The following is a 20,870-nucleotide window of genomic DNA, read 5'->3' on the forward strand; positions in this document are numbered from 1 at the left end:
TGAGCATGAGCGCACAGCTACAGCGCATCGACAATCCGGTCGAGCAGCAGATCGCGTCCGAGTTCGCCGCACGCAAGGGCGACCTCGTTGGCGCCTCGGCGCTGGCACCGGCGCGCGAGAGCGCCTTCGCCCGCTTCAAGGAAACGGGCCTGCCGCATCGCCGGATCGAGGAATGGAAATACACCGACATCCGCACCCGCCTGCGCGAGATGCCGGAACCGGGCGAGGTATCGGTCTCGCTTCCCGGTGCCGCCGACAGCGTCACCGTCCGCTCGCTTGCGTACGCGGTCGAGGCTGACGGGGCGAAGATCGCCGAGCGCGTTTCGGAGCGGTTCACCGGCTTTGAGAGCCCGCTGCTGGACCTGAACGAGGCCTTCGCCAGCACCGGCGCGGTGATCGACGTTGCCGCCGGCGCGGACGTATCCGATCCGATCCGCACCGAGTTTTCCTTCTCCGCCGGCAAGCGCGGCGACACGGTCGCGCTCTACAGCGTCGGCGAGGGCGGCAAGGCGACCTTCATCGAGAAGTCTTCTGCCAATGGCGAAGGCGCGTTTTCCGGCCACGTCACCCATCTCGACGTTGCCAAGGGTGCCGACGTGACGCTGATCCGCCACGTGGATGGCGGCGCGAAGGGCGTGCATTCCGGCGGCCTTGCGATCACAGTGGGCGAGGGCGCAAAGCTCGACGTTCTGCTGGTGGTCTCCACCGGCGATCTGGTGCGCACCGACATCGGCCTGCGCTTCTCCGGTCCCGATGCCGATGCCAATTTGCGCGGCCTGCATCTGGCCGGTGGCAAGCGCCACATCGATACGACCATGTTCGTTGATCACGCCCATCCCGGCTGCGTCAGCCGCGAGCTGTTCAAGTCCGTGCTCGACGATGACGCGCGCAGCGTCTTCCAGGGCAAGATCCTGGTTCGCCAGATCGCTCAGAAGACCGACGGCAAGATGATGACCCAGGCCCTGATGCTGTCGGACAACGCGGAGATGGACGCCAAGCCGGAACTGGAAATCTACGCCGACGACGTGCAGTGCGGCCACGGCGCGACCACGGGCCGGGTTGACGACGACTTCCTGTTCTACCTGATGGCGCGCGGTATTCCCGAAAGGGAAGCCACCCGCATGCTGGTCTCGGCGTTCGCCAACGAGGTCTTCGACGATCTCGACGAGGCGATTTCCGAGGAGTTCTCGGCGGTCGCCGAGGAGTGGCTCGAACGGCACCTGGCCTGACGGAATGGACATGAGCGCAGCCCCATACGACGTCGCGGCCGTCAGGCGGGATTTCCCGATCCTGTCGCGCGAAGTGCATGGCAAGCCGTTGGTCTATCTCGACAACGGCGCGTCGGCCCAGAAGCCGCAGGCGATGCTGGACGCGATCACGAAGGCCTACACGGAAGAGTATGCCAACGTGCATCGCGGGCTGCACTTCCTGTCCAATGCCGCGACCGACGCCTACGAGGACGCGCGCGAGACCGTGCGCGACTTCCTCAACGCCGGCTCGGTGGACGAGGTGATGTTCACCCGCTCCACCACCGAGGCGATCAACCTCGTTGCTTACTCGCTGGGACTTGAGGAGATCGGGGAGGGCGACGAGATCGTCATCTCCCTGATGGAGCACCATTCCAACATCGTGCCGTGGCACTTCCTGCGCGAGCGCAAGGGCGCCGTCATCAAGTGGGTGCCGGTGCTGGAGGATGGCTCGTTCGACTTCGAGGCCTTCGAGGGGATGCTCAGCGAGCGCACCAAGCTCGTCGCGGTCACGCACATGTCCAACGTGCTCGGCACGGTCGTGCCAGTCGCCGACGTGATCCGCTCGGCGCATGCGCGCGGCATCAAGGTGCTGGTAGACGGCTCCCAGTCCGCCGTGCACATGCCGGTGGACGTGCGTGCGCTCGACGCCGACTTCTACTGCTTCACCGGCCACAAGACCTACGGGCCGAGCGGCATCGGCGTGCTGTATGGAAAGCGTGACCTCCTGGCGAAGATGCCGCCGTTCCTCGGCGGCGGCGAGATGATCCGCGACGTGACACAGGACCTCGTCACCTATGCCGAGCCGCCGCATCGCTTTGAAGCCGGTACACCGCCCATCGTGCAGGCCATCGGCCTTGGTGCGTCGCTCAAATACATGCAGTCGCTGGGCCGCGAGAACATCGCCGCACACGAGGAATCGCTGCGCGATTACGCCCACGAGCGCCTCGGCCAGATGAACTCGATCCGCATCTTCGGCAACGCGCCGGGGAAGGGGGCTATCGTTTCCTTTGAAATGGTCGGCGCCCATGCGCACGATGTCGCCACCGTGCTCGACCGCGAAGGCGTCGCAGTGCGCGCCGGCACGCATTGCGCCCAGCCCCTGCTGGAGCACTATGGCGTGACCTCGACTTGCCGCGCGTCGTTCGGCCTTTACAATACAAAGGACGAAGTGGACGTGCTCGTCACCGCGCTGGAGAAAGCGCAACGGATGTTCGAATGACCGAGAACAACCCATACCTGATGGACGACGACGCCAAGGCGGACGCCGCGTCTGATGATGCGGCGAAGGCTGACGCACCCGCTGCGAATTCTCCGGATGCAGCCTCTACGATCCCGAAGGAAGAGCTGACGGCACTGACCGATGACATCATCGCGGCGCTGAAAACCGTTTATGACCCCGAAATCCCGGTCGATATCTACGAGCTTGGCCTGATCTACCGCGTCGACATAGAAAATGATCGCTCGATCAATATCGACATGACGCTGACCGCGCCCGGCTGCCCGGTTGCCGGCGAGATGCCGATCTGGGTGGAAGACGCGGTGAGTTCGGTCGGCGGTGTCGGGCCGGTGACGGTCAACATGGTCTTCGATCCGCCCTGGGACCCCAGCCGGATGAGCGACGAGGCGCGTGTCGCTCTCGATATGTTCTAAAGCTCCAGGCAAGGTCGCCCCGTTGCGAACCTGACCCGCAGACCCTAGATTCTTTTCCAACGAGACGCGTTGGAATCGCCAGGTTCCGACCATAATCCAATGGATTGAGGACGATGAACGTACAGGCCAGACCCAGACCCAAGGTCGTTTCGCTCACAGATGCAGCAGCGGAACGGGTGCGCGAGATCATCGAGAACTCCGACAAGTCGATTGCCGGCCTGCGCGTCGGCGTCACCAATGGTGGCTGCGCCGGCATGTCCTACACGATGGATTATGCCGAGGAGATCCAGTCGAGCGACGAGGTCGTGGAAGACAAGGGCGTCACCGTCCTCATCGACCCCAAGGCGGTTCTCTTCCTGCTGGGCACCGAGATGGACTTCCAGACCAGCAAGCTGTCGTCGGGCTTCGTGTTCAACAACCCGAACCAGACGAGTGCCTGCGGCTGCGGCGAATCCGTCGCCATTACCCCGGCGGTCGGTGATTTCGCGACCGACCCGGCCTGATCCTACCCGTGAGCGGCATATTCGAACGCCTGAAGGGCGATGCGGCGGCCGAATGGCGCGCCTATACCAACCATGCCTTTGTTCTGGGCATGGGCGATGGCACGCTGCCCGAGGCCGCGTTCCGTCATTATCTCGTCCAAGACTACCTCTTCCTCATCCAGTTTGCCCGTGCCTACGCGCTCGGCGTGACCAAGGCTGATACGCTCGCGGACATGCGCGCCTGTGCTGCTGGCCTGTCGGCCATCGTCGATGTCGAGATGCAGCTTCACGTAAAGCTGTGCGGCGACTGGCGGATTACCCCTGAAGAACTCGAATCGACCTCGGAATCACGCGCGACCATCGCCTATACGCGCTACGTGCTGGAAGCCGGACACCGGGGCGACCTGCTGGACTTGCTGTGTGCACTCAGCCCCTGCGTGATCGGCTATGCGGAAATTGGCCGTGATCTGGCGGCACGCCAGAGCTCTGACGCCGCCAACCCCTACGCGGTGTGGATCGAGGAATATGCTGGCGAGGCGTACCAGCAGGTGGCGCAGGACGCCCGTGCGACGCTGAACCGGCTCGCGGCTGAAAACCTCACTGACGCGCGTTATCCGCGCCTGCTGGAGCTTTTCCGGCAGGCCACGCGTCTTGAGGCTGATTTCTGGGAAATGGGAATGACCGGCGCCGATTAGGCGACGGCCTGAACGTCCTCGTCGGTCAGCGCGTCTTCACCGGTCACGCGATTGCGGCCGTTGCGCTTGGACTTGTAGAGGGCAGCATCGGCACGGGAGATCATCGAGTCGGGCGTATCCGACACGTTCATCATCGCAATGCCGAACGACATGGTGATGCGGCCAAGGTTTTCACCGGTCGAGCGCTTCACAAGTTCCTTTTTCATGATCGCGGCACGGATCTGCTCGGCGACCACACAGGCCGAGTCGTAGTCGGTCTGCGGAAGGATGATGGCGAACTCTTCACCACCGTAGCGCGAAGCCACGTCGCGGCCCTTCACCGACTGCTTCAGCGTCGCGCCCACGAGTTTCAACACCTGGTCCCCGGTCTGGTGACCGTAGGTGTCGTTGAAGCGCTTGAAGTGGTCGATGTCGCACATGATCAGGCAGAGCGGGTTTTCCTCGTGGCGTTCGGAGGAAATGAGGCGCTCAAGTGCCTGGTCGAAATGGCGGCGGTTGGCGAGTCCGGTCAGCACGTCGGTGATGGTCTCGGTGCGAACCGCCTCCAGATTGTCCTGTAACTCGGCAATTTGCTGGCGTGAGGTGCGCAACTGCTCTTCAAGGTTGCAGTTGCGGTCTTCCATGGCACGGGTCGCGGTGAGGACACGGGCCACGACAGAGCGAGTCTGTTCAACGCTGCTGTCCGATGAAAGCGTGTTGGCAGCGTCGCTCAGTTCCTTGCCATATTCGCCGACGGTGCCGGTCGATTCCTCAATACGGCGAATGAGTTCGTTGATTTCTACGGACATCTGGTCGCTGACATCCCCGAGACGATCAGAGAGGTTCAGCGGCGAGACAAACTCGTCATAGAATCGGTCGAGGAGGGCGGCATCGATGGTGCCGTGGCGGTCAAGCGCGGCATTCAGCGCCTGGTTGAGTTCGCGATTGTAGCCTGCAGAATATGTGTACCAAAGTTCATATGTCCGCGGATACGCCGGGTTCTCGTTCTTCTTCATGAACTTGAGAGCGTTCTCACCGAACGAAATCGTTCGGAGGAACTCGGCTCTATCCGGAGTGTTCGCCATAGCTTGCGGCCCCTTCTGACGGAATCTCTGTCCGTTTGACCGGAAAAGTACCGCTGATCCACTTAACGATGGGTTAAGTGACGTATGGGAAGGCGTGCGGCACCGGTGGCAATCAGGAGCGGGCGAAGCGGGTTTGACGCAACATGAAGGCAGGCACGAAGTCCTCGTTGCCAAATGCCGTGGCGGCAAGTTCCCTTTCCGGCTCGTTTTTGCGGTTTTTGCGCGGTGCGGGCTTTTCCCCGGATTGTTTACCCTCTTCCACATCTGCGCTCTTCACAGACGCGTGATCGGGCTTTTTTGCCTCCTGGCGAGGCTCTTCCTTCGCCGGCTGACGATCGGAAGACTTGCCCTTGCGTGAACGACGCGAGCGGCGGGGCGCCGAATCCTGCTCGGAATCATCGCTGCCGGAGAAGGCGTCGGCATTCTGCTTTTCGATGGACGTTCCGATGAGCTTTTCGATGCGATCGAGCGCTTGCTTGTCGGCCGGCGTGCACAGAGCGATGGCGACACCGCTGCGCCCGGCCCGGCCGGTGCGGCCGATGCGGTGAACGTAATCGTCGGCGTTGACGGGCAGGTCGTAATTGAAGACGTGGCTGACCTTCGGGATGTCGAGACCGCGCGCGGCCACATCGCTGGCAACCAGGATCGGCGTCTCGCCGGAGCGGAAGCTCTCCAGCATCGCCATGCGCTGGTGCTGGTCCATGTCGCCATGCAGCGCGCCGGCCGTGAAGCCGTGGCGCTTGAGCGAATTGTGCAGGGTGGCGACGTCGCGCTTGCGATTGCAGAAGACGATCGCGTTCGACAGGCCTTCCGCGCCCCGGATCTGGTCGCGCAACACGGCGCGCTTGTCCTTGGGTGTCGCACTGGTGGCAACGACCCACTGTTTGACGTTTTCTGCCGCCGAAGCAGGACGTGAGGTCTCGATACGGACCGGATCGCGCAGGAACTGTTCCGTCAGTCGGGAGATTTCCGGCGCCATGGTGGCCGAGAAGAACAGCGTCTGGCGGCGGGCGGGAACCAGCGAGCAAATGCGCTCGATGTCGGGGATGAAGCCCATGTCGAGCATGCGGTCGGCCTCGTCGATGACGAGGATCTCGACACCGGTCAGCAGCAGCTTGCCGCGCCCGAAATGGTCGAGCAGGCGGCCTGGCGTGGCGATGAGAACATCTGCGCCACGATCCAGCTTCTTCTCCTGTTCATCGAATGAGACGCCGCCGATCAGCAGGGCAACGGTGAGTTTGTGATTTACGCCGTACTTGTCGAAGTTCTGTTCAACCTGCGCGGCGAGTTCGCGCGTCGGCTCAACAATGAGCGTGCGCGGCATGCGCGCACGTGCGCGGCCGGATTCAAGGCGCGTCAGCATCGGCAGCACGAAAGAGGCCGTCTTGCCGGTGCCGGTCTGCGCGATGCCAATGACGTCGCGCTTTGCCAGCACCTCAGGGATCGCCTGCGCCTGAATGGGCGTGGGCTCGGTATAGCCGGATTGCGTCACCGCTTCGAGCACGCGCTCGCTGAGGCCAAGGTCGGAAAATGCCATGTAGTTCTTTTCGTTTCGGTCTGGTGGTGTTGCCGGGGGACCCGTTCCGCCCGGTCAATCGAACAGGTCTCGCGCTTTCCGGAAGCAATAATCACGAACGCGTCCGCGTTTCGCCCGAAGTCGCAAAACTTGGTTATTGGTGAGCCGCTGCCATCTACGCGGCAGCACAGTGGCCTGCCGGGTGAACGCGACCTTCAAACATAGGGTCACTTGCGCGTTCCGCAGGCCGTATCTCGCGCTAGGACATATGGAGAACGGTTTGCGGAGTCAAATTAAACTACGGCAATAGACCCATTTCACGTGCAATCTTGCTCCAAAAGCGACATCCGCGCCATTCACAATGACACTTTGACATCTCGAAAGCCTTCACCCATGCCCCAGATCGTCTTCGTTCCCGGCCTGCTTTGCACCGCCGACCTCTTCGCGCCGCAAGTGGAGGCACTGCCGCAGGGCTGGGAGGCCACCATCGCCAATCACACGCAGGACGCGACGATGGAGAAGATCGCGGCGCGGTTTCTGGAAGGTGCGCCGGATCGATTCACACTGGTCGGGCTGTCCATGGGTGGCTACGTGACGCTTGAAGTCATGCGGCAGGCACCCGAGCGGGTGACCGGGCTGGTGCTGATGGACACGAGCGCGCGCGCTGACCGCGACCACCAGAAACAGACGCGGCGCGACCTGGTGGAACGCGCCCGTGCCGAGGGTCTCGATGCTGTTCTCGACCAGCTGTTGCCGGTGTTGATTGCGAAAGCCCGACAGTCGGACGAAGCGCTCGTCAGCCTCGTTCGAAAGATGGCCCATGACACCGGCGTCGATGCCTTCGCACGCCAGCAGGAGGCCATCATGGAGCGTGGGGAGGCGTTCGATACGTTACGCGCGGTGAACTGCCCGACGCTCATCGTTTGCGGCGAAGACGATACGCTGACGCCGCCCAAGCTCGCGCGCGAAATGGTGACGTGCGTGCCGCACGCAAGGATCGAGACGGTACCGGCCAGCGGGCACCTTTCGACGCTGGAGCAGCCTGAAGCGCTCAGCGAGATTTTGAACGAATTTCTGCGCGAAATCGAATCGCAGGATTCCTAGACGTCGAGTTCTTCGGCGAATTCGGCACGATCCTGGATGAAACGGAAGCGCGCGTCCGAGTTCGTTCCCATCAGTTCGGACACGGAATCGCGGGTCTTCTCGACGTCTTCGGCGGTGATCTCGACACGCAGAAGCGTACGCTTCTTCGGGTCCATCGTCGTTTCCTTGAGCTGGTGCGGCATCATCTCGCCGAGGCCCTTGAAGCGTCCGATCTCGATCTTTCCACGCCCGTTGAATTCCGAGCTCATCAGCTCGTCCTTGTGCATGTCGTCGCGCGCATAGAGCGTCTTGCCGCCCTGGCTGATGCGGTAAAGCGGCGGCACGGCAAGGAACAGGTGACCGTTGTCGATGAGCTGCGGCATCAGCTTGTAGAAATAGGTGATGAGCAGGGACGCGATGTGCGCGCCGTCCACGTCGGCGTCCGTCATGATGATGATGCGCTCGTAGCGCAGGTCGTCGTCGCGGTAAGCGGACCCGGTGCCGCAGCCGAGCGCCTGCACGAGGTCTGACAGCTGCTGGTTGGCGTTCAGCTTGTCGCGTCCGGCGCTCGCCACGTTCAGGATCTTGCCGCGCAGCGGCAGCACCGCCTGCGTGGCACGGGCGCGCGCCTGCTTGGCGGAGCCGCCGGCGGAGTCGCCTTCAACTATAAAGAGTTCGGTGCCTTCTCGGGAATTGGCGGAGCAGTCAGACAGCTTGCCGGGCAGGCGCAGCTTGCGAGTCGCGGTCTTGCGCTGGGTTTCGCGCTCCTGGCGGCGGCGCAGGCGTTCCTCGGCGCGGTCGATCACCCATTCCAGCAGCCTGGTTGCCTGTTGCGGGCGCGCGGCGAGCCAGTGGTCGAAGGCGTCGCGCACGGCATTTTCGACGATGCGCGAGGCTTCCTGCGTGGTCAGCCGTTCCTTGGTCTGGCCCTGGAACTCTGGTTCGCGCACGAAGACAGACAGCATGATGCCGGCAGACGCCAGCACGTCATCGCTGGTGATGACGTTCAGCTTCTTGTTGTTAGTGAGCTCGCCGAACGCCTTGAGGCCCTTCAGCAGCGCCAGCCGCAAGCCAGCGACGTGCGTGCCACCTTCCGGCGTGGGAACCGTGTTGCAGTAGGAATTGACGAAACCGTCGCGCCCGCCGAACCAGCAGATCGCCCATTCGGCGCGCCCGCCGCCATCGAGTTTCTCGCTCTTGCCGAAGAACAAGTCGTCGGTGACGCGGGCTGCCTTGCCGACTTCGCTTTCGAGGTAGTCCTTCAGCCCGTCGGGGAACTTGAAGGTCTCCTGCGCAGGGATTTCTGTGCCTGCCACCAGCGAGGGGTCACAGCTCCAGCGGATCTCGACACCGCCGAACAGGTAGGCCTTGGAACGCGCCATGCGGAACAGGCGCGCGGGCTTGAAGGCGGCACCCTTGCCGAAGATTTCGGCGTCCGGATGGAAGCGGATCTTCGTGCCGCGCCGGTTCATGACATCACCGAGCGACTCCAGCGCGCCCGTCGGACTGCCCTTGGAATAATATTGACGGTAGAGCTTGCGCCCGCGCGCGACCTCGACCTCCAGGTCGTCGGACAACGCGTTGACGACAGACACGCCAACGCCGTGCAGGCCGCCGGAGGTCTCGTAGACCTTGCTGTCGAACTTCCCGCCAGCGTGCAGCGTTGTGAGGATCACCTCCAGCGCCGAGCGGTTCTTGTACTTGGGGTGCGGGTCGACGGGGATGCCGCGCCCGTTGTCGGTCACGGTCAGGTAGTTTTCGGCATCGAGGTTCACCTCGATCACGCTGGCATGGCCGGCCACGGCTTCGTCCATCGCGTTGTCGATCACTTCGGCAAAAAGGTGGTGCAGCGCCTTCTCGTCTGTCCCGCCGATATACATGCCGGGCCGGCGGCGCACCGGCTCAAGGCCTTCGAGCACCTCGATGTCGGCGGCGGTATAGGCGTCTTCCGCGCCCCCGGTCCCGGTGGCGGCAAGCTGGCGCTCGGCGGGCTTGGCCTTCTCGACCTTGCGCGCGGCGCCCTTGGCGACGGTTTTCAGCTGGGAAACGCTGTTGTCCAGAGCAGCGAAGAGATCGTCGGAATCGCTCATGGCGGCTTCAACCTGCGGCGGAATGCGTGGGGAAATCGAATCGAAACAAATAGTGCCATGAGCGTGGCGGCAAGGCGACCGATGCTGCGCACACACAAAAAAAGAGCCGCAGCAACGCGAAACGCCTGCGGCTCCAGATCGGTACGACTGTGGCCCGGCACTCGGGCCGCTTCGGGGGAACGCGGTGAGGGGAGTGCCGAAACCAGTGTCCGCGGAACGGGCGTGCGGCGGGCAGAACCTCTCCCGCGGACGATTTCGAGTCTCCTCGAAAGAAATGTCACCCACATGACCGGTTGGTAACGATCGTTTTACAAGCTCGCTGCCATAGTCCTGATCAGAGCTTTTCGGGAGCGTGGCGTATCTGAGTATTGGCGTAATTCACGCTTTCCCGTGCGTAGGGCTCTGTTTGTACTGACGTTGAGTAGTCTCCTCACCACGAGGCAGTATCCGGCCATGGCACTTCGCCACACGTTTCGCCAAAGTGCCGGAATCCCAAGCCTTTTTGCTTGGGCGTGGGCGCTTCGTATTCCATCCGGAATAGCTGTTATTCTGCTTGTCGCGGTGTTTGCGGCAGCCTGAATCGCGCCTCACTCTCGCCGCCCGCAGCCGGCTTGAGTTACTATCCGCCGGTTTCCATTTCAGTTTATGCCGAGCGGCCCCAACGTAATGTCAGAACCATCAGCGCACCCTGAAGCGTTCCTGCGCGAGCTGCTCGATGCAGCCGTGGGTGCCGCGCTTCCCGAAAAGATCATCGCGCAGAACCTGCCCAAGCCTCCGCGCGGGCGCACCATTGTCGTCGGTGCGGGCAAGGCGTCGGCCGCCATGGCGCGCGCGCTCGAAGCCGCCTGGGAAGGCCCGCTGACCGGCCTCGTGGTGACGCGTTACGGCCATGCGGTGAATTGCAGCTCCATTAAGATCGTCGAGGCTGCGCATCCGGTTCCCGACAAGGCCGGGCTGTCCGCTGCCTGCGACATCCTCGAACTCGTCTCGGGCCTCAGCGAGGACGATCTCGTCATCGCGCTCATTTCCGGTGGCGGCTCCGCGCTGCTGACCAAACCGGCAGCCGGCCTGACGCTTGCCGACAAGCAGGCGGTCAACACCGGCCTGCTGCGCAGCGGCGCGCCGATCGGCGAGATGAACTGTGTGCGCAAGCACCTCTCCGGCATCAAGGGCGGGCGGCTGACCGCGGCGTCCGCTCCAGCGCGCATGTTCACCATCGCGATTTCCGATGTGCCCGGTGACGATCCGGCCGTGATCGCATCGGGCCCGACCGTTCCCGACCCGAGCACCACCGCGCAGGCGCGTGAAATTCTCGCCAAGTATGGCTTCGAGGTGCCGCAGTCGGTCACCGACTGGCTGGCGCGGGACGAAGCCGAGACGCCGAAGCCCGGCGATGCCATCTTCGCCAACAGCGATTTCCGCATGGCGGCAACGCCGGCCAAGTCGCTGGAGGCTGCCGCCGAGGTTGTCCGCAAGGCCGGGCTTGAGCCGGTGATGCTTGGCGATGACCTTGAGGGCGAGGCGCGCGACGTCGGCGTGGAACATGCCCGGCTCGCCAAGCGGTTGCAGGACGAAGGCCGTCGCTGCGTGCTGCTGTCGGGCGGTGAAACCACCGTCACCGTGCGCGGCAAGGGCAGGGGCGGGCGTAACACCGAGTACCTGCTCGGCCATGCGCTGGAATTGGGCGGCGCGCGCGGCATCCACACCATTGCCTGCGACACCGACGGCATCGACGGTTCGGAAGACAATGCCGGTGCCTGGTGCGGGCCTTCGACCCTGAAGCAGGCCGAGGCCAACGGCGCGGACCCGCGCGGCCTGCTGAACAGCAATGACGCATACACCTGCTTCGAGGCCGCCGGTACGCTCGTCGTCACCGGCCCGACACTCACCAATGTCAACGATTTCCGCGCAACGCTGATCGACTGATTCAGAACTGGAAACCAGACCCATGAGACGCACACGCAACGCGAAGATTGTCGCAACACTCGGCCCGGCCAGCTCCGATGCGGAGATGATCGAGAAGCTGTTTGATGCCGGCGTCGACGTCTTCCGCCTCAACTTTTCCCACGGCAGCCAGGAAGACCATGCCAAGCGCATGGACACGCTGCGCGCCCTCGAAAAGAAGAAGGGCCGCCCGATCGGCGTCCTGCAGGACCTGCAGGGACCCAAGATCCGCGTCGGTGCCCTCGATGATGGCGGCTACCACGTGAAGGCCGGCGAGAAGCTGCGCTTCGTGCTGGAAGGCGGCAACGGCAAGCGCGATTCCATTCCGCTGCCGCACAAGCAGGTCTTCGATGCGATTGCGCCGGGCCACACGATGCTGGTCAACGATGGCCGCATTCGCCTGAAGGCAAACGGCATCGGGTCCGACTGGATCGAGGCTGACGTGGTCGTCGGCGGGCCGATGTCGGACCGCAAGGGCGTGAACCTGCCTGACACGCTGCTCGACCTGTCGCCGATCACCGAAAAGGACCGCGAGGACCTGAAATTCGGCCTTGGCCTCGGCGTCGACTTTGTGGCGCTCTCCTTCGTGCAGCGCGCAGCCGACGTCATCGAGGGCCGCCGCCTCGTCGGCAGCGATGTCGGCATCTGCTCCAAGATCGAGAAGCCCAAGGCGCTCGAACAGCTTGAGGATATCGTGGCGCTGTCGGACAGCATCATGGTTGCGCGCGGCGATCTCGGCGTGGAAATCCCGCTGGAGTTCGTGCCCGAGCGCCAGAAGGAGATGATTCAGCTCTGCCGCAAGGCCGGCAAGCCGGTCATCATCGCGACCCAGATGCTGGAATCCATGGTCGAGGCACCGAACCCGACGCGCGCCGAAGCCTCCGACGTCGCGACCGCCATCTATGACGGAGCGGACGCGGTGATGCTTTCGGCGGAATCGGCGTCGGGTAAGTACCCGGCGGAAGCGGTCGCCATGATGAGCCGCGTGATCGAGGCGACCGAGAAGGGCGCCAGCTACCGCGCCATCGTGGATTCGCTGAACCTGAAGACCGAGCACACCGTCGAGCACGGTATGGCTGCTGCCGCAGCCCTCGTCGCCGAAAACGTGGAGGCCAAGGCCATCGTCGCCTTCACCTCTTCGGGCACCACCGCGGTGCGTGCGGCGCGCGAGCGGCCGAACGTGCCGATCATTGCGCTGACGCCGGAACTCGAGGTCGCCCGAAAGATGTCGATGCTGTGGGGCGCGCACTCGGTGCAGTCGGCCCTGGTCGACAGCTACGACGCGATGGTCGAGGAAGCGATTGCCCAGGCCCGCAAGGAAGGCTTTGCCATGGAAGGCGACCGGGTCGTCATCCTGTCCGGTGTGCCGTTCGGCCAGTCGGGCACGACCAACAACCTGCGCGTGGCACGCATCTACAACAGCTAGGCGCGGGCGGCCCGGACGGGCTGCACGCCGATACGACCGAGAAACAAAAAACCCGGCTGGAGCGATCCAGCCGGGTTTTGTCGTTGTAAATGCGCCGGCGGTTTCCCGCCGGCGCGCCCCACCCCTTAGACGGAGTAGTACATGTCGAACTCGACCGGGTGCGGCGTGTGCTCGAAGCGGATGACGTCTTCCATCTTCAGGTCGATGTAGGCATCGATCTGGTCGTCATCGAACACGCCACCGGCCTTCAGGAAGTCACGGTCGGCATCGAGCGAGTCGAGTGCTTCGCGCAGGCTGGCGCAGACGGTCGGGATTTCCTTCAGCTCTTCCGGCGGCAGATCGTAGAGATCCTTGTCCATGGCATCGCCCGGATGCAGCTTGTTCTTGAAGCCGTCGAGGCCGGCCATCAGCAGCGCGGAGAAGCACAGGTACGGGTTCGCGGAGGGATCCGGGAAGCGGACCTCGACACGCTTGCCCTTCGGGGACGGCGTGTACGGGATACGGCAGGAGGCCGAACGGTTGCGGGCCGAGTAGGCCAGCAGCACCGGAGCCTCGAAGCCCGGAACCAGACGCTTGTAGGAGTTGGTCGACGGGTTGGTGAAGGCGTTGACGGCCTTCGCGTGCTTGATGACGCCGCCGATGAAGTACAGGCAGGTCTCGGACAGGTCGGCATACTGGTTGCCGGCCATGACGTTCTCGCCCTTGTTCCAGATCGAGAAGTGGCAGTGCATGCCCGTGCCGTTGTCGCCGTAGACCGGCTTCGGCATGAAGGTGGCGGACTTGCCGTAGGAGTTGGCGACCTGGTGCACGACGTACTTGTAGATCTGCATCGTGTCGGCGATTTTCGTCAGCGTCTCGAACTTGAGGCCAAGCTCGTGCTGGGCGGCAGCCACTTCGTGGTGCTGCTTTTCAACCGTCACGCCCATGGCGGTCATGACGGAGAGCATCTCGGAGCGCATGTCCTGGGCGCTGTCGATCGGCGGAACCGGGAAGTAGCCGCCCTTGGTGCGCGGACGGTGGCCCAGGTTGCCGGTCTCATACTCGGAGTACATGTTCGACGGCAGTTCGACGGAGTCGAGCAGGAAGCCGGTGTTGTAGGGCGAAGACGAGAAGCGGACATCGTCGAAGACGAAGAACTCGGCTTCCGGGCCGACATAAACCGTGTCGCCGATGCCGGACTGCTGCACGTAGGCCTCGGCCTTGAGAGCGGTCGTGCGCGGGTCACGGTTGTAGGCCTCGCCCGAGATCGGGTCGAGAATGTCGCAGAACACGGCCAGCGTGGACTGGGCGAAGAACGGATCGACGTGGGCCGACTCGGTGACCGGCATCAGGGTCATGTCGGATTCATTGATCGCCTTCCAGCCGGCGATGGACGAACCGTCGAACATGACGCCTTCGGCGAACATCTCTTCGTCGACGATGGTCATGTCCATCGTGACGTGCTGCATCTTGCCGCGCGGGTCGGTGAAGCGAAGGTCAACGAACTTGACGTCGTTTTCCTTGATCATTTTCATTACGGATTCAACGGACATACTTGCACACCCCTTTGATTTAATTTTGGTTTTCCGTGGATTGGCTGCCGCCGTGCGGCGGCGAAGGTTCAGGTTTCCGGGTCAGATCGCCTCGGTGCCGCGTTCGCCCGTGCGGATGCGAATGGCTTCGTCGACGGTTGAGATGAAGATCTTGCCGTCGCCGATGCGGCCGGTCTGCGCCGACTGCTGAATGGCTTCAACGGCCTTCTCGATTTCGCTGTCCTGCAAGACCACCTCGATCTTCACCTTGGGCAGGAAGTCGACAACATATTCAGCACCACGGTAAAGCTCCGTGTGCCCCTTCTGTCTCCCAAACCCCTTCGCCTCGGTAACCGTAATGCCCTGCAATCCAATGTCCTGCAGCGCTTCCTTGACCTCATCGAGCTTGAACGGCTTGATGATTGCCTCGATTTTTTTCATAGACCGAAGTTCCTTCTCAAAGACGGACAGAATTCAGACGCCCGCCCCGTCACGCATAAAGCACGTGGCGTGCCAACCCCGCCAACGGCCGCAATCGCGAGCATTTACAATCGGTTAAGACGTGGGCTGGGCGAATGGCGCACATTTGGGCGAAAGCAGCTGATGCAAAAGTAGGCAATTGCCTAATTCAGTAGCATTGCGACGTGCAAATCGGCGTTGCGATCCCGGAAAGCGTGGGATCGGGCGGCCTTGGGGAGGGGCGATTGGAACTGCTGACTTGCGAGGAGATGGGGCGCGCCGACGCGCTCGCCGTGGAGATGGGGGAGTCTTCTACTGACCTGATGGCCCGGGCCGGGTGTGGCGTTGCCGAAGCCGCGCTCGCAGCCTTTCCCGAAATTCGAAAATGGACGGTCCTGTGTGGCGGTGGCAACAACGGCGGCGACGGGTTCATCGCTGCGCGGCACCTCGCGGACGCTGGTTGTGACGTGCGCGTCCACTGCCTGGGCGATATCGCGAACCTCACCGGCGATGCGGCCTGGGCGGCCCGCCAGTGGGATGAAGACGTCAGTCCATTTGAAGAAGCCATTTGCGATGGCGCGGGGCTGATCGACGCGGTGTTCGGGGCAGGGCTTTCGCGCGATCTCGACGGGCTGGCGCGCGAAGCGCTCGAGCGCTGTGCAGGCAGCGCCGTGTCGGTGGTCGCCGTTGACGTGCCCTCGGGCATCGACGGAACGACAGGGCAGGTGAGAGGCTTTGCGCCGAAGGCCGATCTCACTGTCACCTTCTTTTGCAAGAAGCCCGCGCACTGTCTTTATCCGGCACGCGGACTGATGGGGCCGGTCGAGGTGATCGACATTGGCATTCCGGCAAGCGTTCTGAGCGAGATTAGCCCGCAAGCCTTCGAAGGCCTGCCCGAACTCTGGCGCGTAAGCTGGATCGGGCCACAAAACGATGCCCACAAGTATAAGCGCGGGGCTGTCGGCGTGTTGAGCGGTGGCGCGGCACGAACGGGAGCCGCGCGGCTTTCCGCACGCGGTGCGCTGCGGGCAGGCGCGGGGCTGGTTACGGTCCTGTCGCCGGGCGACGCCGTGGCAGAGAACGCCGCCCAGCTGACGGCCATCATGGTCAAGCAGGTGGACGCGCGCACGATTGGCGACGCTGTGCGCGAGGCGAAGATCGGCACGGTTGTCGCGGGGCCGGGCCTCGGCACAGATGGTGATGCGTCCCGTCTGCTGGAACGCTGCCGCGCCACCATTTTGAAGCGCGGTGGCGCGCTGGTGCTGGATGCCGATGCGCTGACGATCATGGCGCGTGACCGCGAGGCATGGTTCATGGCTCTGCCGGAACGCACGGTCCTCACCCCGCATGACGGCGAATTCCGCAGGCTCTTTGAAGATGTCGACCCGGATGGTTCCCGGCTGGAGAGGGGCCGGGCTGCTGCTGCGATCTCGGGCGCCTGCATCGTTCTGAAGGGCGCAGATACCGTCGTTGCGATGCCTGACGGACGCGCCGCGATCAACACCAATGCCCCGCCGACGCTGGCGACCGCCGGCTCCGGTGACGTCCTGGCGGGCATCATTGCCGGGTTGCTGGCGCGCGGGACAGAGACCTTTGCCGCCGCTAGCGCAGCGGTTTTCCTGCACGGGCAGGCCGCCAACCTGTTCGGACCGGGACTCATTGCAGAGGATCTGCCGGAAATGCTACCGGAAGCGCTCGCCTCACTGGACCTTTGCTAGCGGCATATATATAAGCCGCCAGCGAACCAGCGGGTGTGGTGGAATTGGTAGACACGCGAGATTTAGGTTCTCGTGCCGCAAGGCGTGGGGGTTCAAGTCCCTCCACCCGCACCAAGCCCGGACCATCAACCCGATAGACCCACACGCGAGCTGCGCGATATGCCGCAGGCGGCCGCCGCCAGATTCAAGAGAGACCCATGCAGATCAACGAGACCGTCAACGAAGGCCTGAAGCGCGAACTGAAAGTCGTGATCCCCGCGGATTCGCTCAATTCGCAGCTCGCCGACCGCCTCCAGACTCTCAGCAAGCAGGTCCGTCTCAAGGGCTTCCGTCCGGGCAAGGTGCCGGCCGACCACCTGCGCAAGGTCTACGGACGCTCCGTGATGGCCGAGATCATCCAGGAGCAGGTGCGCGAGAGCGCCGAGAAGGCCGTCGCCGACCGTGGCGAGCGACCCGCGGTGCAGCCGGAAATCAATTTCTCCGAGAACCAGGACGAGATCGAAGCCGTGATGAACGGCAAGGCCGATCTGTCCTACACCATGGAATTCGAGATCATTCCGGAATTCGACAAGCCGGACCTCGCCAAGATCGAGCTTGAGCGCAATACGGCGGAAGCCTCCGACGAGGATATCGACGAGGCGCTGGGGCGTATCGTCGAGCAGAACCAGTCCTTCGAGCCGCGCGCCAAGACGGCGAAGGCGCAGGACGGCGACCGGGTGACCATCGACTATGTCGGCAAGGTTGACGGCAAGGCGTTCTCCGGCGGTTCGGAAGAGGGCGCCCAGCTGGTGCTCGGCTCCAACACCTTCATTCCCGGCTTCGAGGAGCAGGTCATCGGTGCCAAGGCTGGTGACGAAATCGAGGTGAAGGTCACCTTCCCGGAGAAGTACCAGGCTGAATTCCTGGCCGGCAAGGACGCCACCTTCGACGTGACCGTTCACGAGGTCGCCGAGGCGAAGGACACCACGCTCGACGACGAGTTCGCCAAGTCGCTCGGCATGGAGTCCCTCGACAAGCTGAAGGAAGCCCTGCGAGAGCGCATCGACCAGGATCTGAACGCCCGCACCCGCGAACTGATGAAGCGCCAGCTGCTTGATTCGCTCGACGAGGCGGTGAAGTTCGACCTGCCGGGCAGCCTGGTGGAGCGCGAATTCGAAGGCATCTGGCGCCAGGTCGAGGGTGACCTCGAGCGTGCCGGCAAGACCTTCGAGGACGAAGACACCACCGAGGAAAAGGCGCGCGAGGAATATCAGGAACTCGCAGCCCGCCGCGTTCGCCTCGGCCTGCTTCTTGCCGAGATCGGCAAGGATGCCGATATCCAGATCTCCGACGACGAATTGCAGCGCGCGCTGATCGAGCGCGTGCGCCAGTACCCGGGCCAGGAACAGCAGGTCTGGGAATTCTTCCAGAAGACGCCGGGCGCCATCAACGAGGTGCGCGCGCCGCTCTTTGAGGAGAAGGTCGTCGACTACATCATCGAGCGCGCCAAGGTCACCGACAAGACCGTGTCTCGCGACGAGCTTTTCCACGATCATGACCATGATCATGATCACGACCATGACCACGATCATGGCGAGGAGAAAAAGAAGAAGCCCGCAGCCAAGAAGAAGGCGCCGGCCAAGAAAAAGGCAGCCGCAAAGGACGCCGACGAGGCTTAAGTCAGCCTCGCGTCCGGGTTTTCGGTTTACCGCCTGTTCACTGCGGGCGGGCGATGCCTATATGCCTTCACCGGCGAATCGCATTTGATGCGCGAAACTGGCGGCATTGCCATGCCGGTCGGCGGGGTGGCGCGCCTTTTGGCGGCGCGACGCGCCCGCAGGCGCCGGCTTTCACGAAAGGCCGGCCGAACCTGGACAGGAAGAACATGCAAGATCTCGCTTCGTACTACACGAATTCACTGGTCCCGATGGTGGTCGAACAGACCGCGCGGGGCGAGCGCGCTTTCGACATCTATTCCCGGCTGCTGAAGGAGCGGATCGTCTTCATAACGGGCCCGGTCGAGGACCACATGGCCTCGCTCTACGTGGCGCAGATGCTGTTTCTGGAATCGGAAAACCCGAAGAAGGAAATCTCCGTCTACATCAACTCGCCCGGCGGCGTGGTGACGTCCGGCCTGGCGATGTACGACACGATGCAGTTCATCCGTCCGCCGGTGGCGACGCTGTGCGTCGGGCAGGCGGCTTCCATGGGTTCGCTGCTGCTGACCGCCGGTGCCAAGGACATGCGCTCCGCCCTACCGAATGCCCGCGTCATGCTGCACCAGCCTTCCGGCGGCTTCCAGGGCCAGGCATCGGACATCGAGCGTCATGCCCAGGACATCATCAAGATCAAGCGCCGGCTGAACGAGATCTACGTGAAGCACACCGGCCAGGACTACGAAACCATCGAGAAGACTCTCGACCGCGACCACTTCATGACGGCACAGGAAGCCCTCGAATTCGGTCTCATCGATCAGGTCATCACCGAGCGTCCGACCTCGGCCGAAGAGTCCAAGGACGACTGATTTCGCGCCCCGCCACCGTTTGGGCACGTTCGCCTGCTGTGGTGGGGTGTGTTAATCCTATCTTGATCTTCAAACCCCTAGCATGATTGCATTTGGCACTGCCGCTCGCGCATCATGCACGGATTGGTCCCATTCGGGCCGGGGGACAGGGCGCGGTCTTTCGCGCTATCGGAGTTATACGACATGAGCAAAACGTCGGGTGGCGATTCCAAGAACACGCTGTACTGCTCGTTCTGCGGAAAGAGCCAACACGAAGTCCGCAAGCTTATTGCCGGTCCGACCGTCTTCATCTGCGATGAATGCGTTGAGCTGTGCATGGACATCATCCGCGAGGAGAACAAGACCTCGCTGGTGAAGTCGTCCGACGGCGTGCCCACGCCGCAGGAAATCATGACGGTGCTCGACGACTACGTGATCGGCCAGAAGTTTGCCAAGCGCATCCTCTCGGTCGCGGTTCACAACCACTACAAGCGTCTGAACCACGCGGTAAAGAACGCCGACGTGGAGCTTGCCAAGTCCAACATCCTGCTCGTCGGCCCGACCGGTTCGGGCAAGACGCTGCTGGCGCAGACGCTGGCGCGCATTCTCGACGTGCCGTTCACCATGGCCGACGCCACGACCCTGACCGAAGCCGGTTACGTGGGCGAGGATGTCGAAAACATCATTCTCAAGCTGCTGCAGTCTGCCGACTACAATGTCGAGCGCGCACAGCGCGGCATCGTCTACATCGACGAGGTCGACAAGATTTCGCGCAAGTCCGACAACCCCTCCATAACCCGTGACGTCTCGGGTGAGGGCGTGCAGCAGGCCCTGCTGAAGATCATGGAAGGCACCGTCGCCTCCGTGCCGCCGCAGGGCGGGCGCAAGCATCCGCAGCAGGAATTCCTGCAGGTCGACACCACGAACATCCTGTTCATCGTCGGCGGTGCGTTTGCCGGTCTCGACAAGATCATCTCCCAGCGTGGCCGTGGCACATCCATCGGCTTTGCGGCGGAAGTGCGCGACGAGGAAGCCCGCCGCACCGGCGAGATCTTCCAGGAGCTGGAGCCGGAAGACCTGCTGAAGTTCGGTCTCATTCCGGAATTCGTCGGTCGTCTGCCGGTCATCGCGACCCTTGAGGACCTCGACGAGGAAGCGCTCGTCACGATCCTGACCGAGCCGAAGAACGCGCTGGTGAAGCAGTTCCAGCGCCTGTTCGAAATGGAAGAGGTCGGGCTGTCGTTTTCCGACGATTCACTCAAGTCGATTGCGCGCAAGGCGATTGCCCGCAACACTGGCGCACGCGGTCTGCGTTCCATCATGGAAGGCATCCTGCTCGACACCATGTTCGAACTGCCGGGTCTTGAAGGCGTGGAAGAGGTCGTCATCAGCCCCGAAGTCGTCGAGGGCAAGGCTTCTCCGCTCTATATCTACGCCGATCGCAAGGAATCACGCGAGACGAGCGCGTAATCGCGCTCGTTTCCCCCGATCCTTGACGAA

Annotated in this window: 17 protein-coding genes and 1 tRNA gene; 13 read left to right on the forward strand and 5 right to left on the reverse strand. The window is 63.1% G+C overall.

Annotated features, from left to right (window positions below; genetic code table 11):
• Positions 1-5 precede the first annotated feature (5 nt).
• The 5 genes from sufD to tenA all read left to right on the forward strand — a co-directional run bounded on the left by sufD (position 6) and on the right by tenA (position 4,077).
• Entirely contained in the window at positions 6-1,229 is a 1,224-nt protein-coding gene (sufD, locus tag ACKTEK_RS06200) for a Fe-S cluster assembly protein SufD (protein WP_409164364.1), read from the forward strand.
• Between the two features lie 10 nt (positions 1,230-1,239).
• A complete protein-coding gene (locus ACKTEK_RS06205) occupies positions 1,240-2,469 on the forward strand; it encodes a cysteine desulfurase (protein WP_409164365.1) in 1,230 nt (409 codons plus the stop codon).
• Positions 2,466-2,900: an SUF system Fe-S cluster assembly protein gene (locus tag ACKTEK_RS06210; RefSeq protein ID WP_409164366.1), complete on the forward strand. Its 435-nt coding sequence runs from the start codon at positions 2,466-2,468 to the stop codon at positions 2,898-2,900. Before ACKTEK_RS06205 ends, ACKTEK_RS06210 begins: the two co-directional genes overlap by 4 nt.
• 113 nt (positions 2,901-3,013) lie before the next feature.
• Complete coding sequence (gene sufA / locus ACKTEK_RS06215; protein ID WP_409164367.1) at positions 3,014-3,403, forward strand: Fe-S cluster assembly scaffold SufA; 390 nt, start codon at positions 3,014-3,016, stop codon at positions 3,401-3,403.
• Positions 3,404-3,411: 8 nt separating this feature from the next.
• Entirely contained in the window at positions 3,412-4,077 is a 666-nt protein-coding gene (gene tenA, locus ACKTEK_RS06220; RefSeq protein WP_409164368.1) for a thiaminase II, read from the forward strand.
• Here tenA and ACKTEK_RS06225 read toward each other — a convergent pair.
• Positions 4,074-5,072, reverse strand: a complete 999-nt coding sequence (locus ACKTEK_RS06225) for a GGDEF domain-containing protein (RefSeq protein WP_409164369.1) — start codon at positions 5,070-5,072, stop codon at positions 4,074-4,076. The two genes, tenA and ACKTEK_RS06225, sit on opposite strands and share 4 nt — an antisense overlap.
• A gap of 181 nt (positions 5,073-5,253) precedes the next feature.
• Positions 5,254-6,678 carry a DEAD/DEAH box helicase gene (locus ACKTEK_RS06230; RefSeq protein ID WP_409164370.1) on the reverse strand — a complete coding sequence of 475 codons (1,425 nt, stop codon included), beginning with the start codon at positions 6,676-6,678 and terminating at the stop codon, positions 5,254-5,256.
• Positions 6,679-7,050: 372 nt separating this feature from the next.
• Between ACKTEK_RS06230 and ACKTEK_RS06235 the strand changes: the two genes are divergently transcribed.
• The gene (locus ACKTEK_RS06235) at positions 7,051-7,761 is read left to right on the forward strand and encodes an alpha/beta fold hydrolase (protein WP_409164371.1); all 711 of its coding nucleotides are present in this window, start codon (positions 7,051-7,053) and stop codon (positions 7,759-7,761) included.
• On the opposite strand, the gene parE is transcribed toward ACKTEK_RS06235, so the two are convergent.
• Complete coding sequence (parE, locus tag ACKTEK_RS06240) at positions 7,758-9,830, reverse strand: DNA topoisomerase IV subunit B (protein WP_409164372.1); 2,073 nt, start codon at positions 9,828-9,830, stop codon at positions 7,758-7,760. The genes ACKTEK_RS06235 and parE overlap by 4 nt on opposite strands.
• Positions 9,831-10,496: 666 nt before the next feature.
• On the opposite strand from parE, the gene ACKTEK_RS06245 reads away from it, so the two are divergent.
• Positions 10,497-11,756 (forward strand): glycerate kinase, encoded by a 1,260-nt coding sequence (locus ACKTEK_RS06245; protein ID WP_409164373.1) that lies wholly within the window; start codon positions 10,497-10,499, stop codon positions 11,754-11,756.
• Between the two features lie 22 nt (positions 11,757-11,778).
• Complete coding sequence (pyk, locus tag ACKTEK_RS06250) at positions 11,779-13,200, forward strand: pyruvate kinase (RefSeq protein ID WP_409164374.1); 1,422 nt, start codon at positions 11,779-11,781, stop codon at positions 13,198-13,200.
• Between the two features lie 125 nt (positions 13,201-13,325).
• Here pyk and glnA read toward each other — a convergent pair whose 3' ends face one another.
• Together glnA and ACKTEK_RS06260 are read right to left on the reverse strand one after the other, a co-directional pair.
• On the reverse strand, positions 13,326-14,732 hold the full coding sequence (gene glnA, locus ACKTEK_RS06255) for a type I glutamate--ammonia ligase (RefSeq protein ID WP_409164375.1): 1,407 nt from the start codon (positions 14,730-14,732) through the stop codon (positions 13,326-13,328).
• Positions 14,733-14,813: 81 nt separating this feature from the next.
• The gene (locus tag ACKTEK_RS06260) at positions 14,814-15,152 is read right to left on the reverse strand and encodes a P-II family nitrogen regulator (RefSeq protein ID WP_409164376.1); all 339 of its coding nucleotides are present in this window, start codon (positions 15,150-15,152) and stop codon (positions 14,814-14,816) included.
• A gap of 263 nt (positions 15,153-15,415) precedes the next feature.
• Between ACKTEK_RS06260 and ACKTEK_RS06265 the strand changes: the two genes are divergently transcribed.
• The 5 genes from ACKTEK_RS06265 (at position 15,416) to clpX (ending at position 20,840) form a co-directional block, all read left to right on the forward strand.
• On the forward strand, positions 15,416-16,888 hold the full coding sequence (locus ACKTEK_RS06265) for an NAD(P)H-hydrate dehydratase (RefSeq protein WP_409164377.1): 1,473 nt from the start codon (positions 15,416-15,418) through the stop codon (positions 16,886-16,888).
• Positions 16,889-16,917: 29 nt separating this feature from the next.
• Positions 16,918-17,002, forward strand: a tRNA-Leu gene (locus ACKTEK_RS06270).
• An 83-nt stretch (positions 17,003-17,085) separates the two neighbouring features.
• Positions 17,086-18,546, forward strand: a complete 1,461-nt coding sequence (gene tig, locus ACKTEK_RS06275) for a trigger factor (RefSeq protein WP_409164378.1) — start codon at positions 17,086-17,088, stop codon at positions 18,544-18,546.
• A 206-nt stretch (positions 18,547-18,752) separates the two neighbouring features.
• Entirely contained in the window at positions 18,753-19,391 is a 639-nt protein-coding gene (locus ACKTEK_RS06280; RefSeq protein WP_409164379.1) for an ATP-dependent Clp protease proteolytic subunit, read from the forward strand.
• Positions 19,392-19,574: 183 nt separating this feature from the next.
• The gene (gene clpX, locus ACKTEK_RS06285) at positions 19,575-20,840 is read left to right on the forward strand and encodes an ATP-dependent Clp protease ATP-binding subunit ClpX (protein WP_409164380.1); all 1,266 of its coding nucleotides are present in this window, start codon (positions 19,575-19,577) and stop codon (positions 20,838-20,840) included.
• Positions 20,841-20,870 lie beyond the last annotated feature (30 nt).

It is taken from the genome of Tepidamorphus sp. 3E244 (assembly GCF_046159835.1).
Taxonomy (GTDB): domain Bacteria; phylum Pseudomonadota; class Alphaproteobacteria; order Rhizobiales; family Tepidamorphaceae; genus JACKJK01.

What these genes read in the sequence shown, in the direction of transcription:
- clpX (WP_409164380.1), top strand. Translation starts at nt 19,575, where the DNA reads ATGAGCAAAACGTCGGGTGGCGATTCCAAGAACACGCTGTACTGCTCG.
- sufD (WP_409164364.1), top strand. Translation starts at nt 6, where the DNA reads ATGAGCGCACAGCTACAGCGCATCGACAATCCGGTCGAGCAGCAGATC.
- ACKTEK_RS06225 (WP_409164369.1), bottom strand. Translation starts at nt 5,072, where the DNA reads ATGAAGAAGAACGAGAACCCGGCGTATCCGCGGACATATGAACTTTGG.
- glnA (WP_409164375.1), bottom strand. Translation starts at nt 14,732, where the DNA reads ATGTCCGTTGAATCCGTAATGAAAATGATCAAGGAAAACGACGTCAAG.
- pyk (WP_409164374.1), top strand. Translation starts at nt 11,779, where the DNA reads ATGAGACGCACACGCAACGCGAAGATTGTCGCAACACTCGGCCCGGCC.
- ACKTEK_RS06210 (WP_409164366.1), top strand. Translation starts at nt 2,466, where the DNA reads ATGACCGAGAACAACCCATACCTGATGGACGACGACGCCAAGGCGGAC.
- ACKTEK_RS06260 (WP_409164376.1), bottom strand. Translation starts at nt 15,152, where the DNA reads ATGAAAAAAATCGAGGCAATCATCAAGCCGTTCAAGCTCGATGAGGTC.
- ACKTEK_RS06235 (WP_409164371.1), top strand. Translation starts at nt 7,051, where the DNA reads ATGCCCCAGATCGTCTTCGTTCCCGGCCTGCTTTGCACCGCCGACCTC.
- ACKTEK_RS06280 (WP_409164379.1), top strand. Translation starts at nt 18,753, where the DNA reads ATGCAAGATCTCGCTTCGTACTACACGAATTCACTGGTCCCGATGGTG.
- sufA (WP_409164367.1), top strand. Translation starts at nt 3,014, where the DNA reads ATGAACGTACAGGCCAGACCCAGACCCAAGGTCGTTTCGCTCACAGAT.
- ACKTEK_RS06205 (WP_409164365.1), top strand. Translation starts at nt 1,240, where the DNA reads ATGAGCGCAGCCCCATACGACGTCGCGGCCGTCAGGCGGGATTTCCCG.
- tig (WP_409164378.1), top strand. Translation starts at nt 17,086, where the DNA reads ATGCAGATCAACGAGACCGTCAACGAAGGCCTGAAGCGCGAACTGAAA.
- ACKTEK_RS06245 (WP_409164373.1), top strand. Translation starts at nt 10,497, where the DNA reads ATGTCAGAACCATCAGCGCACCCTGAAGCGTTCCTGCGCGAGCTGCTC.
- parE (WP_409164372.1), bottom strand. Translation starts at nt 9,830, where the DNA reads ATGAGCGATTCCGACGATCTCTTCGCTGCTCTGGACAACAGCGTTTCC.
- ACKTEK_RS06230 (WP_409164370.1), bottom strand. Translation starts at nt 6,678, where the DNA reads ATGGCATTTTCCGACCTTGGCCTCAGCGAGCGCGTGCTCGAAGCGGTG.